Source organism: Roseateles sp. P5_D6, assembly GCF_054049415.1.
Map to the genome: position 1 here is coordinate 142,528 of NZ_JBFUMK010000009.1, position 15,434 is coordinate 157,961.

The following is a 15,434-nucleotide window of genomic DNA, read 5'->3' on the forward strand; positions in this document are numbered from 1 at the left end:
ATCACTCGGCACGCGCCTTCACATAGCGCCCTGGTGCCGCTTCGATGACGGGGAAGGCGGCATTGCCCGGCTTTCGCGGTGGGGCAATCCGCTCGCCTGCATGGCTGGCCAGCCAGTCGCTCCAGGCGGGCCACCAGCTGCCCTCGACCTGCTCGGCCGCGTCCAGCCAGGCCGACGCCGTGGCCGCCACCTCGCCAGTCCAGTGGTTGCGCTTGCGCTTGGCCGGCGGGTTGATGACGCCGGCGATATGGCCGCTGGCGCCCAGCACGAAGCGCGTCTCGCCGCCCAGCAGCCCGGTGCTGGCGTAGGCGGTCTGCCAGGGCACGATGTGGTCCTCTTTCGAGGCGTAGATGAAGGCCGGCGCAGCGATGGACGACAGGTCGACGGGCACACCGCACTGCACCGTGCCGCCGGGCTCGCGCAGGCGGTTCTCGAGGTAGGTCTGGCGCAGGTACCAGCAATACATCGGGCCCGGCAGGTTGGTGTCGTCGCCGTTCCAGAACAGCAGATCGAAGGCGGCCGGCGCCTGGCCCTTGAGGTAGCTGTTCACGACATAGGGCCAGATCAGGTCGTTGGCCCGCAGCGCCGCAAACACCTGCGCCAGCTCGCGCCCGTGCAGCAGGCCGTCCTTACCGATTTCGGCCTCGCGTTTGGCCACCATGGCCTCATCGACCATCAGGCCCAGTTCACCCGTGTCGCTGAAATCCAGCATCGTCGTCAGCAGGGTCACGCTGGCAGCGGGCTGCTCGCCACGCGCCGCCGCCACCGCCAGCGCACTGGCCAGCAGCGTGCCGCCGACGCAGAAGCCCAGCGTGTTGACTTGGGTCACACGGCTGACGCGCTGCGCCACCGACAACGCCTGCAGCACGCCCTGCTCGATGTAGGCGTCCCAGCTGAGGCTGCCCTGCGCGGCGCCGACATTGCGCCAGGACACCAGGAACACCGTGTGGCCTTGCGCCACCGCGTAGGCCACCAGCGAGTTGCTCTCTCCGAGGTCGAGGATGTAGAACTTGTTGATGCAGGGCGGCACGATCAGCAGCGGGCGCCGGTGGACGTGGGGCGTCGTCGGCGCGTACTGGATCAGCTGGATCAACTCGTTCTCGTAGACCACGCTGCCTGGCGTCGTGGCCAGATCGCGGCCCACCTCGAAGGCCTGGTCGTCGGACATCGAGATGCGGCCCTTGCCCATGTCGGCCAGGAACAGCCGCGCGCCCTCCACCAGGCTGGCGCCGCCGCTGTCCAGCGCACCCTGCAGCGCCTCGGGGTTGGTGGCCAGGAAGTTGGCCGGGCTCATGGCGTCGAGCACCTGGCGCAATGCAAAGCCCCATTGCGCCTTGCTGCGCTCGTCCAGCGGCGTGGCTTCGAGCGCCTTGCCGGCCGAGCGGGTGAACTGCAGATAGCTCTGTGCCAGCGGCGCGAAGCGCGGGTTCCGTTGCCAGGCATCGGTGCCGAAGCGGCGGTCGCTTCTGGTATCCGGCGCGAAGGCAGACGACCAGAACGCGCCCATCTGGTCCAGGCTTTGCTGCCAGGTTTGCATCGCGGCTCCCGCTGCGGGCCAAACGGTGGCTTGTGTGCGCAGCAGATCGTCCAGCCATTGAGCGGGATCGTTTTTGGGTGTGGGCGCATTCATACTCGTTGCCCTTTCAGTGCAGCTTCACGTGCGGTTCGGTGCGCCGCGTGATCAGGCGGGCCAGCGTGTCGAGGGCCATCTTGGCGAAGCCGTGCAGCGCCAGTTCATGCATCTTGTAGAGCGACACRTACATCASSCGGGCGAAGGCGCCTTCGATCATCAGGCTGCCRCCAATCARSCCGCCCATCATGTTCCCGACGGTGCTGAACTCACCCAGCGAGACGAGGGAGCCGAAGTCCCGGTACTGGTAGGGCCGCAAAGGCTGCCCCGTCAACCGGCGCTTGATCTGCCTGGCCACATGCGAGGCCTGCTGGTGTGCAGCCTGGGCGCGCGGCGGCACCCAGCCGCCCTTGCCGCCATTGGCCTCGGGCCAGGCGCAGGCCGCGCAGTCGCCGATGACGAAGATGTCTTCATCTCGTGTGGTCTGCAGCGTCGGCTGGACGAGCAGCTGGTTGCTGCGAGTCGTCTCCAGCCCGGCAATGTCTTTCAGGAAGTCCGCCGCCTTGACGCCGGCCGCCCAGACCACCAGCTCGGCCGGCAGCACACGGCCGTCGGCCAGGCGCACGCCGTCCGGCAACACCTCGGCCACCTTGGCCGAGGTGTGGACCACCACGCCAAGCTTGACGAGCAGGGCCTCGGTCGCCTGCGACAGGCGCGGTGGCAACGCCGGCAGCACGCGCTCGGCCGCCTCGATCAAGTTGACCTGGATGTCCTTGTCGGCGTCCACCCGGTCCAGCCCGTAGGCCACCACCTCGCGCGTCGTGCGGTGCAGCTCGGCCGCGAGCTCCACGCCGGTGGCGCCGGCGCCGATGATGGCCACGTGCAACTGCTCGGGCCGCAGCGGCGTGGCCTGGGCATGGGCGCGGATGCAGGCATTCACCATGCGCGCATGGAAGCGCTGCGCGTCGGCCTTGGACTCCAGCTTCAGTGCATGCTCGCCCACGCCGGGCGTGCCGAAGTCATTGCTCAGGCTGCCCAGCGCCAGCACCAGGGTGTCGTAGCCGAACACCCGGTCAGGCGTCACCTCCCGGCCCTCGTCATCCCGGTACGGGCCCACGCGCACTTCGCGGCGCTGCCGGTCCAGCGCCGTCATCTCGCCGATCCTGAAGCGGAAATGGTGCCAGTGCGCTTGCGCCAGGTAGTCCACCTCATGGGCGCTCAGGTCCATGCTGCCCGAGGCGATCTCGTGCAGCTTGGGCTTCCAGACATGGGTGCGGTTCTTGTCGATCAGCGTGATCTCCGCCCTGCCCCGCTTGCCCAGGGTGTCGCCCAGCCGCGTGGCCAGTTCAAGCCCGCCCGCACCGCCACCGACGATGACGATGCGATGCACAGGTTCGCGAGGGGTCATGCTGCTCACCGTGGCGGTTATGCGCAGAGGCTTCAACGCACCGGCTGAGCCGGCATGTGCGCCTCGGACTTGTCCAGCACGGCCTCGGGTTCTTCAGCCTCCGCAGTGCTCTCGTTGTTCAGCAGCCGCTGCATGCGCGGCACGTCCAGGTCGTTCGTCCATTTCGCCACGACCACGGTGGCCACGCCATTGCCGATCAGGTTGGTCAGCGCGCGGGCTTCGGACATGAAGCGGTCGATGCCCAGGATCAGCGCCAGCCCGGCCACCGGCACGTGGCCCACCGCCGACAGCGTGGCCGCCAGCACGATGAAGCCGCTGCCGGTTACGCCGGCCGCGCCCTTGGAGGTGAGCAGCAGCACCAGCAGCAGCGTGAGCTGCTGCGTCAGCGTCATCGGCGTGTTGGTGGCCTGSGCRATGAASACSGCSGCCATCGTSAGGTAGATSGASGTGCCGTCGAGGTTGAACGARTAGCCGGTMGGGATSACCAGMCCGACSACCGACTTCTTSGCGCCCAGGTTCTCCAKCTTSKCCATCATGCGCGGCAGCACSGAYTCGSWSGACGAGGTGCCCAGCACGATCAGCAGCTCTTCCTTGATGTACTTGATGAACTTCCAGATCGAGAAGCCGTGCACCCTGGCAATGGTGCCGAGCACGATGAAGATGAAGAACAGGCAGGTGGCATAGAAGGTCGCCATCAGCTGGCCCAGCTGCAGCAGCGAGGACACGCCGTACTTGCCGATGGTGAAGGCCATCGCGCCGAACGCGCCAATCGGGGCCACCTTCATGATGTAGCCGACGATGACGAACAGCACGTGCGAGAACTTCTCGATGAAGTCGAACACCAGCGTGCCGCGGCCGCCGAACTTGTGCAACGCAAAGCCGAACATCACCGCGAACAGCAGCACCTGCAGGATCTCGCCCTTGGCGAAGGCATCGACCACCGTGCTCGGGATCACGTTGAGCAGGAACTCGGTGGTGGTGGCCATCTTGCCCGGCCCGGTGTAGGCGGCGATGCCCTTGGTGTCCAGCGTCGTGACATCGATGTTCATGCCCGTGCCGGGCTGCACGATGTTGATGATCACCAAGCCCACCACCAGCGCGATGCTGCTGACGACCTCGAAGTACAGCAGGGCCAGGCCGCCGGTCTTGCCGACCTTCTTCATGTCCTCCATGCCGGCGATGCCGACCACCACGGTGCAGAAGATGATGGGCGCGATGATCATCTTGATCAGCTTGATGAAGCCGTCGCCCAGCGGTTTCATTCCCGCACCCGTCTCTGGGTAGAAGTGCCCCAGCAGCACGCCGATGACGATGGCGGTGATGACCTGGAAATAGAGCGAGCGGTAGAACGGCTTGGATACGGGTTGGTGGTCCACGTGTGTCTCCTGGTGATCTGTATTCGGTGGCGTTCTTGTCGGTGCCGGGCTCAGAGCCCGACGGCGTGCGCCTGCTCGTCGGCGTGGTAACTCGACCGCACCAGCGGCCCGCAGGCCGCGTGCACAAAGCCCAGCGCGCGCGCCCGGGCAGCCAGCGCCTCGAAGGCCTGCGGCTCCACATAGCGCTGCACGACCAGGTTGCCGGGCCGCGGCTGCAGGTACTGGCCCACGGTGATCATCTCGACGCCGTGCTCACGCAGGTCGTGCATGACGGCCGTCACTTCCTGATCGGTTTCGCCCAGGCCCAGCATCAGGCCGGACTTGGTGGGCACCTGCGGGCAGCGCTGTTTGAAGGACTGCAGCAGCCGCAGCGAATGGCCGTAGTCGGCACCCGGCCGGGCCTGGCGGTACAGGCGCGGCACGGTCTCGAGGTTGTGGTTCATCACGTCCGGTGGGTCGGCGGCGAGGATGTCCAGCGCGATCGTCGCCCGGCCGCGGAAGTCCGGCGTCAGCACTTCGATGCGGGTCGCGGGCGACCGGTGCCGCACGGCGCGGATGCAGGCGGCGAAATGCGCGGCACCGCCGTCGCGAAGGTCGTCACGATCGACGCTGGTGATGACGACGTACTTCAGCCCCAGCGCCGCCACCGTGTCGGCCAGGCGTTCGGGCTCCAGCGGGTCCGGCGGCTGGGGCTGGCCGTGGGCGACGTCGCAGAACGGGCAGCGCCGCGTGCACAAGGCGCCCAGCACCATGAAGGTGGCCGTGCGCTTGCCGAAGCACTCGCCGATGTTGGGGCAGGCGGCCTCTTCGCAGACCGTGTGCAGGCCGCCCTCGCGCAACACGCGCTTGACCTCGCGGAAGTTCTCGCCCTGCGACAGCCGCACGCGTATCCACGGCGGCTTGGCCAGCGCGGCGGTCGCCTCGACGTGGATGGGAATGCGCGCCGTCTTGGCCGTGCCGCGCTGCATCAGGGGCTCGTTCATGCCGGTCTCAGTCGAGGCTGCGTGCGCTGACACGCTGAGCCGCGGCGACATCCGCCACCGCCAGCGCCGTCATGTTGACGATGCGGCGCACCGTGGCAGAGGGCGTCAGGATGTGCACCGGCTGCGCGGCACCCAGCAGGATGCCGCCCACGGTGATGCCGTTGCCCGCCGCGATGCGCAAGAGGTTGTAGGAGATGTTGGCCGCATCGACGTTGGGCATCACCAGCACATTGGCCTCGCTGTCCAGGCCCGACTCGGGGAACTCCTGGTCCAGGATGGTCTTGGACAGCGCCGCGTCGCCGCGCATCTCGCCCTCCACGGCCAGCCCGGGCTCGCGCGCCTTGATCAGGCCCAGCGCGGTGCGCATCTTCAGCGCCGACGGCGCGTCGGAGCCACCGAAGCTGGAATGCGACAGCAGGGCCACGCTGGGCGTCACGCCAAAGCGGCGCACCGCCTCTGCGGCCATCAGCGTGATCTCGGCCACCTGCTCGGCGCTGGGGTCGCGGTTGACATGGGTGTCGCAGATGAAGAGCTGGCGCCCGGGCAGCATCAGCATCTGCATCGCAGCCAGCGTCTGCGTGCCTGCGTGCAGGCCGATCACCGTGCGCACATGCCGCAGGTGATCGCCGTAGTTGCCGAAGGTGCCGCACAGCATCGCATCGGCCCGGCCCTGGCGCACCAGCATCGATGCCAGCAGCGTGGCGCGGCTGCGCATGTCGGCGCGTGCCGCCATGCGTGACACGCCATCGCGGCGGTGCAGCTGGAAGTAGTCGTCCGCCGCGTCGCCATAGACCGCCGGGTCGAGCTGGTTGACTACCTCGCAGTCCGCGCCAGGCACCAGCCGCAGGCCGAAGTCGGCGATGCGCTGCTTGATCACCTCGGGCCGCCCGAGCAGCAACGGCCGCGCTAGACCTTCGTCCACCACGACCTGGGCGGCGCGCAGCACGCGCTCGTCCTCGCCCTCGGCATAGACCACGCGTTTGGGGGAGCGCTTGGCCGCCGCGAACAGCGGCTGCATGCTGCTGCCCGACTGGTAGACGAACTGCGACATGCGCTGGCGGTAGGCCGGCATGTCGGCAATCGGCCGGCTGGCGACGCCGCTGTCCATCGCGGCCTGCGCCACGGCCGGCGCCACCACCTCGATCAGGCGCGGGTCAAAGGGCTTGGGGATCAGGTAGTCGCGGCCGAAGCGCAGGCCCACGGCGCCATAGGCCGCGGCCACCACCTCGGGGATCTCGGCGTGCGCCAGCTCGGCGATGGCGCGCACGGCGGCCAGCTTCATGGCCTCGTTGATGGTCGTGGCGCCGGTGTCCAGCGCACCGCGGAAGATGAAGGGAAAGCACAGGACGTTGTTGACCTGGTTCGGGTAGTCCGACCGGCCGGTGCCGATGACGGCGTCGGGCCGCACGGCCAGCGCCTCCTCCGGCATGATCTCCGGCGTCGGGTTGGCCATCGCCAGGATGATTGGGTCGCGCGCCATCGTCTTGACCATCTCGGGCTTGAGCACGCCGCCCGCCGACAGGCCCAGGAAGATGTCGGCCCCGGGGATCACCTCGGCCAACGTGCGGGCGCCGGTGTCGCGCGCATAGCGGGCCTTGTTCGGGTCCATGCCTTCGGCGCGGCCCATGTAGACCAGGCCCTTGGCATCGCTGACGAAGATGTTCTCTATCTTCAGGCCCAGGCTGACGGCCAGGTCCAGGCAGGCCAGCGCCGCCGCGCCGGCACCGGACGCCACCAGCTTGACCTCGGCGATGTTCTTGCCGACATGCTTGAGCGCATTCAGGATGGCCGCCGCCGCGACGATGGCCGTGCCGTGCTGGTCGTCGTGGAAGACCGGGATCTTCATGCGCTCGCGCAGCTTGGTCTCGATGTAGAAGCACTCGGGCGCCTTGATGTCCTCCAGGTTGATGCCGCCAAAGGTGGGCTCCATCCGCGCGATGGTGTCGATCAGCGCGTCGGGGTCGTTCTCGGCCAACTCGATGTCGAACACGTCGATACCGGCGAACTTCTTGAACAGGCAGCCCTTGCCTTCCATCACCGGCTTGCTCGCCAGCGGGCCGATATTGCCCAGGCCCAGCACCGCGGTGCCGTTGGTGATGACGGCGACCAGGTTGCTGCGCGCCGTCAGGTTGCCGACCTCCTGCGGGTCGTCGACGATGGCCATGCAGGCATCGGCCACGCCGGGCGAATAGGCCAGCGACAGATCGCGCGCCGTGGCCATCGCCTTGGTCGGCGTGACTGAGATCTTTCCCGGCGTCGGGTAGCGGTGGTAATCGAGCGCGGCCTCGCGCAGCTTGTCGGTCATGGCGGTCTCCTGTCGTTCTTTGCGGATGGCTTCGGTTCAGGCAACGGGCGCGGCTTCGCGCAAGGCATGCCGGACGCAGGCCACGAAGGCGGCGGGCTGGTCGGCATGCACCCAGTGGCCGGCGCCTTCGACGACCTGCACTTCGACACGCGGGAACATCGGCCGGAACGCGGCCCCGTCCAGCTGCACGACGTAGTCGGAATCCCGGCCGGCAATCACGGTCAGCGGGCCGGCATAGCTCGCCCCCAGCAGCTCGCTCGGGAAGCCACACAACTGCGGCATCGCGGCGCTGATGCCCATCAGATTGATGCGCCAGTCGAAGTGGGCGTTATGCATCACCAAGTTCTGCATCAGGAAGGGCACGACGCCGGGGTCTGAAACTGCCTGCTGCAAACGCCCCTGCACCTCGGCGCGGCTGACGGCGGCGATCACATCGGCACCGCGCATCGCATCGGCGAAAGGTGTCTGCTGGTCGGCATAGACAACCGGTGCGATGTCGACCACCAGCAGGCGGCCGACCCGCTGCGGATGCCGCAGGGCCAGGGCCATCGCCGTCTTGCCGCCCATGCTGTGGCCCATCACGGCTGGCGCCTTCAGGCCCAGGCGGTCAATCAGCTGCAACACATCGTTGGCCATCTCGACATAGCCCATCGCATCCGCCCAGGGCGAGGCGCCGTGGTTGCGCAGGTCGACAGTGATGACGGTGTGAGTCGCGGCAAGTTGCCGCGCAATACCGCGCCAATTGCTGCTGGAGCCGAACAGCCCGTGCAGCACCAGCAGCGGCGGGCCGCTGCCGACGGTCTCGAAGGAGAGAGCGAGTGCCATCGGCTATTTCTTCTTCTGCGGCGGCAGGTCGGTGCAATGGCCTTCGAAGACCTCGGCCGCCATGCCGATGGACTCGCCCAAGGTCGGGTGCGGGTGGATGGTCTTGCCGATGTCGGCCGGCTCGCAGCCCATCTCGATGGCCAGGCAGACCTCGCCGATCAGGTCGCCGGCATGGGTGCCGACGATGCCGCCGCCGACGAYGCGGTGGGTGGCTTCATCGAACAGCAGCTTGGTGAAGCCCTCGTCGCGGCCATTGGCGATGGCGCGGCCCGAGGCGGCCCAGGGGAACACGGCCTTGCCGACCTTCAGCCCTTCGGCCTTGCACTGCTCCTCGGTCTTGCCGGCCCAGGCGACCTCGGGGTCGGTGTAGGCCACCGACGGGATCTGCCGCGCGTCGAAGAAGGCCGGCTCGCCATGCGCCACCTCGGCCGCCACATGCGCCTCGTGGACCGCCTTGTGCGCCAGCATGGGCTGGCCAACGATGTCGCCGATGGCAAAGATGTGCGGCACGTTCGTGCGCATCTGCTTGTCGACGTCGATGAAGCCGCGGTCCGTGACCGCCACGCCGGCCTTGTCGGCGGCGATCTTCTTGCCGTTCGGGCTGCGGCCGACGGCGACCAGCACCAGGTCATAGACCTGCGGTTCCTTGGGTGCCTTCTCGCCTTCGAAGCTGACTTCGATGCCGGCCTTGACCACCTTGGCACCGACCGTCTTGGTCTTCAGCATCACGTTGTCGAAACGCGGCGCGTTGAACTTCTCCCACACCTTGACCAGGTCGCGGTCAGCGCCTTGCATCAGCCCGTCCAGCATCTCGACCACATCGATGCGGGTGCCCAGCGTCGAATAGACGGTGGCCATCTCCAGGCCGATGATGCCGCCGCCGATCACCAACATGCGCTTGGGGATGCCCTTCAGCAGCAGCGCGCCGGTCGAGTCGACGACGCGCTCGTCCTCCGGCATGAAGGGCAGCTTCACCGCCTGCGAGCCGGCGGCAATGATGGCCTTGGCGAAGCGGACGACGGTCTTCTTGCCGTCGGCGGCCAGCACCTCCACGTGGTGCGGGTCGAGAAAGCTGCCGACGCCGGTGACGACCTCGACCTTGCGCGCCTTGGCCATGCCGGCCAGGCCGCCGGTGAGCTTCTTGACAACGCCGTCCTTGAAGCCGCGCAATGCATCGATGTCGATCTCCGGCGCGGCGAACTTGATGCCGTGGCGGCCGAGCGACTTCACCTCGTCCATCACGCTGGCCGTGTGCAGCAGCGCCTTGGACGGGATGCAGCCGACATTCAGGCAGACACCGCCCAGCGTGGCATAGCGCTCGACGAGGACGGTCTTCATGCCGATGTCGGCGCTGCGGAAGGCAGCCGAGTAGCCACCAGGGCCGGCACCGAGCACGAGCACTTCGCACTCGACATCGGCCTTGCCGGCGAAGCTGCCGGCGGCAGGCGCCGTCGCCGATGCCTTGGGCGCAGGAGCTGGTGCAGCCGGGGCCGGAGCAGGCGCGCTTGCCACCGCTCCCGCCGCCTCGATGACCAGGATCACCGAGCCTTCGCTGACCTTATCGCCCAGCTTGACCTTCAGCTCCTTCACCGTGCCGGCGTGGGTGGACGGGATCTCCATCGAGGCCTTGTCGGACTCGACCATGATCAGTGCCGTCTCCACGGCGATCACCTCGCCGGGCTTGACCAGCAGCTCGATGATGGCGACGTCCTTGAAGTCCCCGATGTCGGGAACCTTGACTTCAAGCAATTGAGTCATCGGATTTCCCTTCAGTTCAGAACAGCACGCGCCGCAGATCGGCGAGCACGTTGGCGAAATGGACGTTGAAGCGTGCGGCCGCCGCGCCGTCAATGACGCGGTGGTCCCAGGACAACGACAGCGGCAGGGTCAGCCGCCAGCTGGCGTTCTTGCCGTCGCTGGAGTGCTGCTTCCAGTAGCTCTTGCAGACGCCCATGATGGCCACCTCGGGCGCATTGATGATGGGCGTGAAGTAGATGCCACCGATGCCGCCCAACGAGCTGATCGTGAACGTGCCGCCCTGCATCTGGTCGGGCTTCAACTTGCCGTCGCGCGCCAGCTTGGCCAGCTCGCCCATCTCGGTGGCGATCTGCGGCACGGTCTTCTTGTCGACGTCGCGGATGACCGGCACCATCAGCCCGTTGGGCGTGTCGGCCGCGAAGCCGATGTGCCAGTAGTTCTTCATCACCAACGCGTCGCCGTCGAGGCTGGCGTTGAACTCGGGGAACTTCTTCAGTGCCGCGACCGCCGCCTTCATCATGAAGGGCAGCATGCTGATCTTGACGCCGCTCTTCTCCAGCTCCTTGTTCATCTGCACGCGGAACTGCTCGAGGTCGGTGATGTCGGCCTCGTCATGCGTGGTGACATGCGGGATGACGACCCAGTTGCGGTGCAGGTTGGCGCCCGAGATCTTCTTGATGCGCGACATCTCCTTGCGCTCGACCGGGCCGAACTTGGCGAAATCGACCTTGGGCCAGGGCAGCAGGTCCAGGCCGCCGCCAGAAGAAGCCGCCGCCGGCGCCGGCTTGGCCGCAGGGGCTGCAGCCGCCGCTGCCGCGCCGCCGCCTTTGGCAAAGGCCTGCACGTCCTCGCGCAGGATGCGCCCGTGGTCGCCGCTGCCTTTGACATGGCCGAGGTTGACGCCCAGCTCGCGTGCCAGCTTGCGCACGGCCGGGCCGGCATAGGCCAGCGCAAAGGCGGTTTCGTCGACGCCTGCGCCAGTGCTTGCAGATGCCGCAGCCGGTGCGGCCGTAGCGCCTGCGCCAGTCGCGGCCGCAACCGCCGCGGCCGCCGGCGGCGCCGCGGTGGCATCACCCGTGACGAGCGACAGGATCACCGATCCTTCGCTGACCTTGTCGCCGACGTTGACCGTGATGGCCTTGACGACGCCCGACAGCGGCGCCGGCACGTCCATCGTCGCCTTGTCGGACTCCAGCGAGACCAGCGGGTCCTCGGCCTTCACCGTGTCGCCGACCTTCACGAAGATCTCGATGACCGGCACGTCCTTGAAGTCGCCGATGTCGGGCACACGCACGTCGGCCACACCGGCCGGTGCGCTGACGGCGGACGGCGGCGCGACGACGCTGGGCTTGGCCGGTTCAGCCGCTGCGGCTGGGGCAGCGGCACCCTCGCCTTCGAAGACCATGATCACGCTGCCCTCGCCGACCTTGTCGCCGACCTGCACGCTGATGGCCTGCACCTTGCCGCCACGCGGCGCCGGCACGTCCATCGTCGCCTTGTCGGACTCCAGCGAAAGCAGCGGGTCTTCGGCCTTCACCACGTCGCCGACCTTGACGAAGATTTCGATCACCGGCACGTCTTTGAAGTCGCCGATGTCGGGCACCTTGATATCGATCAGATTGCTCATGTCGCGCCTCACACAGTCCAGGGGGCCGCACGCTCGGCGTCGAGGCCGTACTTGCTGATTGCCTCGGCCACGACGGCCGGCTTGATCACGCCGTCATCGGCCAGCGCCTTCAGCGCCGCCACGGCCACATGCCAGCGGTCGACTTCGAAGAAGCGGCGCAGCTTGCGCCGGTAGTCGCTGCGGCCGAAGCCGTCGGTGCCAAGCACGGTGTAGCGCCGACCGGCGGCCTGCACCTGCTCACGCACCTGGTCAGCGTAGTTGCGCATGTAGTCGGTAGCCGCGATCACCGGGCCGTCGTGGCCAACAAGGCATTGCTCCACATGGCTCAGGCGCGGGGCTGACGTCGGATGCAGGCGGTTCCAGCGTTCGACCGCCATGCCGTCGCGGCGCAGCTCGTTGTAGCTGGTGGCGCTCCAGACATCGGCGGTGACGCCGAAGTCGCTCTTCAGCAGCTCGGCCGCGGCCATCACCTCGCGCAGGATGGTGCCGCTGCCCATCAGTTGCACGCGCAAACCCTTCTTCGCCGTCTTGCCGCCGTCGCTGAGCTGGTAGAGGCCCTTCAGGATGCCCGCCTCGCTGCCCTCGGGCATGCCGGGGTGCGGGTAGTTCTCGTTCATCAGGGTGACGTAGTAATACACGTCCTCCTGCTCGGCATACATGCGGCGCATGCCGTCGCGGATGATGGTCACCACCTCGTAGGCGAAGGTCGGGTCGTAGCTGATGCAGTTGGGGATGGTGCCGGCCAGGATGTGGCTGTGGCCGTCCTCGTGCTGCAGGCCTTCACCGTTGAGCGTCGTGCGGCCGGCGGTGCCGCCGAGCAGGAAGCCGCGGGCACGGATGTCGCCGGCCAGCCAGGCCAGGTCGCCCACCCGCTGCAGGCCGAACATCGAGTAGTAGATGTAGAACGGGATCATCGGCACGTTGTTCGTGCTGTACGAGGTGGCCGCGACGATCCAGCTCGACATCGCCCCGCCCTCGTTGATGCCCTCCTGCAGCACCTGCCCGTCCTTGGACTCGCGGTAGTACATCAGCTGGTCGGCGTCCTGCGGCTTGTAGAGCTGGCCCAGCGACGACCAGATGCCCAGTTGCCGGAACATGCCCTCCATGCCAAAGGTGCGCGACTCGTCGGGCACGATGGGCACGACGTGCTTGCCGATCTGCTTGTCACGCACGAGCGTGCCCAGCATCTGCACGAAGGCCATCGTCGTGCTGATCTCGCGCTCGCCGCTGCTGTCCAGCAGGCGCTGAAAGCTGGCCAGCGGCGGGATCTCCAGCGCGGCGGACTTCTGCCGCCGCTGCGGCAGATAACCGCCCAGCGCCTCGCGCCGGGAACGCAGGTACTTCATCTCCGGGCTGTCTTCGGCCAGCTTGATGAAGGGGATGTTGGGCAGGTCTTCATCGGAGACCGGGATCTGGAAGCGGTCGCGGAAACCGCGCAGCGCGTCCTGGGTCATCTTCTTGGCCTGGTGCGCAATCATCTGGCCCTCGCCCGACTCGCCCATGCCATAGCCCTTGACCGTCTTGGGCAGGATCAGCGTCGGCTGGCCGGTGTGCTTGACCGCAGCAGCGTAGGCGGCAAAGACCTTGACCGGGTCATGCCCGCCTCGCGTCAGGCCCCAGATCTCGTCGTCGCTCATGTCGGCCACCAGGGCCCGCGTCTCCTCGTACTTGCCGAAGAAATGCTCGCGCACATAGGCGCCGCTCTTGCTCTTGAAGTCCTGGTACTCGCCGTCGACGCATTCCTCCATGCGCTCCAACAGCTTGCCGCTCTTGTCCTTGGCCAGCAGTGCGTCCCAGCCACTGCCCCACAGCACCTTGATGACGTTCCAACCAGCGCCGCGGAACACGCTTTCAAGCTCCTGCACGATCTTGCCGTTGCCGCGCACCGGGCCGTCCAGGCGCTGCAGATTGCAGTTGATGACGAAGACCAGGTTGTCCAGGTTCTCGCGGCCCGCCAGCGAGATCGCGCCCAGCGATTCGGGCTCGTCCATCTCGCCGTCGCCCATGAAGGCCCAGACCTTGCGCGGCGCCGTGTCGGCCAGGCCCCGGCCATGCAGGTACTTGAGGAAGCGCGCCTGGTAGATGGCCATCAGCGGGCCCAGGCCCATCGACACGGTGGGGAACTGCCAGAAGTCCGGCATCAGCCACGGATGCGGATAGGACGGGATGCCCTCCCCGTCGGTCTCCTGCCGGTAGTTGAGCAGCTGCGCCTCGGTCAACCGGCCCTCAAGAAAGGCGCGCGCATAGATGCCCGGCGAGCTGTGGCCCTGGATGAACAGCAGGTCGCCGCCATGGGTGTCGGTCGCGGCATGCCAGAAGTGGCCAAAGCCGATGTCGTAGAGCGTGGCCGCGGACTGGAAGCTGGCGATGTGGCCGCCCAGCTCGGACGAATCCTTGTTGGCCCGCAGGATGATCGCCATCGCGTTCCAGCGAATGATGGAGCGCAGCCGGTGCTCGATCGCTCGGTCACCGGTGCTCTTCTCCTCGCGCTCCGGCGGGATGGTGTTGCAGTAGGCCGTGGTCAGGGAGCGCGGCACATAGACGCCGTCCCGCCGGCCTTGGTCGACAAGCCGGTTGAGAAGAAAGTTGCTGCGCTCGCCACCGCGGTGCTGCTGGACCGCGCTCAATGCATCGACCCACTCGCCCGTTTCGACGGGGTCGGTATCGCCCATGGTGCTCATGCTGTCTCCGGTTTTGTCCGCCGTGTCTCGCATCCGTGAATGCGGCCGGCCTCCGGAAATAGCAACGGGCGTGCCAGTGCGCCCTTTGCACGAAGCATCTACTTAAGTCTTTGATTCGAAATAGATTCGCCCGATCCAACAGCGTCGCGGCATTGGATATCCGGCATTTGCCCAGTTGCTCAGCCCGGTCCGCCGGGCTGCTCTGTGCGCGCAAACCCTGGAGCTTGATGTTGCAGTCCAATCCAAAGCGCTGGGGACGGCGTCTCGGGCTGGATCCCAGGTCCATGTCCACCGTCCTCATCGGCGATTCCCGACGGCAGAACAACGAATTCGTCACCGCCGACCCGCGCAACTGTGTCGCTGGCTCGCACGGTGTTCAACACGCGCTCGGCACTGACGGCGTGTACCGCATGAGCGCTTACGATGACTCGCCCATGATCGACTCAAGTCTCACGCCAATCAGAGCCCACGCCTCACGCTTCTCGGCAGCGTAGTCACCCGCAAGAGTGTGCTCATGCTGAGCGCACAAGAAAAAGCACCTGGCATCGCCGCTAAGTGCTTGTTCTACCTACCGAATTTGGTACGCGCGATTGGATTCGAACCAACGACCCCCACCATGTCAAGGTGGTGCTCAATACACAGAGCTGGAAAAGCAAAAGCCGGCACGCAGCCGGCTTCCTTGAGTCCTTGATTGGTGGGCGGTGCAGGTTTCGAACCTGCGACCCCCACAGTGTGAATGTGGTGCTCTACCCCTGAGCTAACCGCCCAATCCTGAAAACTGAATCCACCGCAACTCCAAGAGTCTTGGTGGGCGGTGCAGGTTTCGAACCTGCGACCCCCACAGTGTGAATGTGGTGCTCTACCCCTGAGCTAACCGCCCCGAAAGCGAATCTCGACTTCC

The 15,434-nt window shown here is 67.0% G+C and carries 10 protein-coding genes and 2 tRNA genes; 1 reads left to right on the plus strand and 11 read right to left on the minus strand.

What is annotated here, in order from left to right:
- Position 1 precedes the first annotated feature (1 nt).
- From phaC to aceE, 9 genes are read right to left on the minus strand one after another with little or no spacing between them, the layout of a single operon-like run.
- Positions 2-1,630 carry a class I poly(R)-hydroxyalkanoic acid synthase gene (gene phaC, locus ACXJKM_RS14280; RefSeq protein ID WP_457353128.1) on the minus strand — a complete coding sequence of 543 codons (1,629 nt, stop codon included), beginning with the start codon at positions 1,628-1,630 and terminating at the stop codon, positions 2-4.
- 13 nt (positions 1,631-1,643) lie between these two features.
- On the minus strand, positions 1,644-2,978 hold the full coding sequence (locus ACXJKM_RS14285; protein ID WP_457353130.1) for an NAD(P)/FAD-dependent oxidoreductase: 1,335 nt from the start codon (positions 2,976-2,978) through the stop codon (positions 1,644-1,646).
- A gap of 32 nt (positions 2,979-3,010) precedes the next feature.
- Entirely contained in the window at positions 3,011-4,354 is a 1,344-nt protein-coding gene (locus tag ACXJKM_RS14290; protein ID WP_457353132.1) for a dicarboxylate/amino acid:cation symporter, read from the minus strand.
- A gap of 50 nt (positions 4,355-4,404) precedes the next feature.
- Entirely contained in the window at positions 4,405-5,337 is a 933-nt protein-coding gene (gene lipA / locus ACXJKM_RS14295) for a lipoyl synthase (protein WP_457353134.1), read from the minus strand.
- Between the two features lie 7 nt (positions 5,338-5,344).
- Positions 5,345-7,642 (minus strand): NADP-dependent malic enzyme, encoded by a 2,298-nt coding sequence (locus tag ACXJKM_RS14300; RefSeq protein WP_457353136.1) that lies wholly within the window; start codon positions 7,640-7,642, stop codon positions 5,345-5,347.
- A 36-nt stretch (positions 7,643-7,678) separates the two neighbouring features.
- Positions 7,679-8,467 (minus strand): alpha/beta fold hydrolase, encoded by a 789-nt coding sequence (locus ACXJKM_RS14305; protein ID WP_457353138.1) that lies wholly within the window; start codon positions 8,465-8,467, stop codon positions 7,679-7,681.
- Between the two features lie 3 nt (positions 8,468-8,470).
- Complete coding sequence (gene lpdA / locus ACXJKM_RS14310; RefSeq protein WP_457353140.1) at positions 8,471-10,225, minus strand: dihydrolipoyl dehydrogenase; 1,755 nt, start codon at positions 10,223-10,225, stop codon at positions 8,471-8,473.
- Between the two features lie 16 nt (positions 10,226-10,241).
- Positions 10,242-11,852: a dihydrolipoyllysine-residue acetyltransferase gene (gene aceF, locus ACXJKM_RS14315; RefSeq protein ID WP_457353142.1), complete on the minus strand. Its 1,611-nt coding sequence runs from the start codon at positions 11,850-11,852 to the stop codon at positions 10,242-10,244.
- Positions 11,853-11,860: 8 nt separating this feature from the next.
- A complete protein-coding gene (gene aceE / locus ACXJKM_RS14320; protein ID WP_457353144.1) occupies positions 11,861-14,533 on the minus strand; it encodes a pyruvate dehydrogenase (acetyl-transferring), homodimeric type in 2,673 nt (890 codons plus the stop codon).
- A gap of 284 nt (positions 14,534-14,817) precedes the next feature.
- Between aceE and ACXJKM_RS14325 the strand changes: the two genes are divergently transcribed.
- The gene (locus ACXJKM_RS14325; RefSeq protein WP_235532046.1) at positions 14,818-15,027 is read left to right on the plus strand and encodes a hypothetical protein; all 210 of its coding nucleotides are present in this window, start codon (positions 14,818-14,820) and stop codon (positions 15,025-15,027) included.
- Positions 15,028-15,225: 198 nt separating this feature from the next.
- On the opposite strand, the gene ACXJKM_RS14330 is transcribed toward ACXJKM_RS14325, so the two are convergent.
- Positions 15,226-15,300: transfer RNA gene (locus ACXJKM_RS14330), tRNA-Val, on the minus strand.
- A gap of 38 nt (positions 15,301-15,338) precedes the next feature.
- A tRNA-Val gene (locus tag ACXJKM_RS14335) sits at positions 15,339-15,413 on the minus strand.
- Positions 15,414-15,434: the final 21 nt, after the last annotated feature.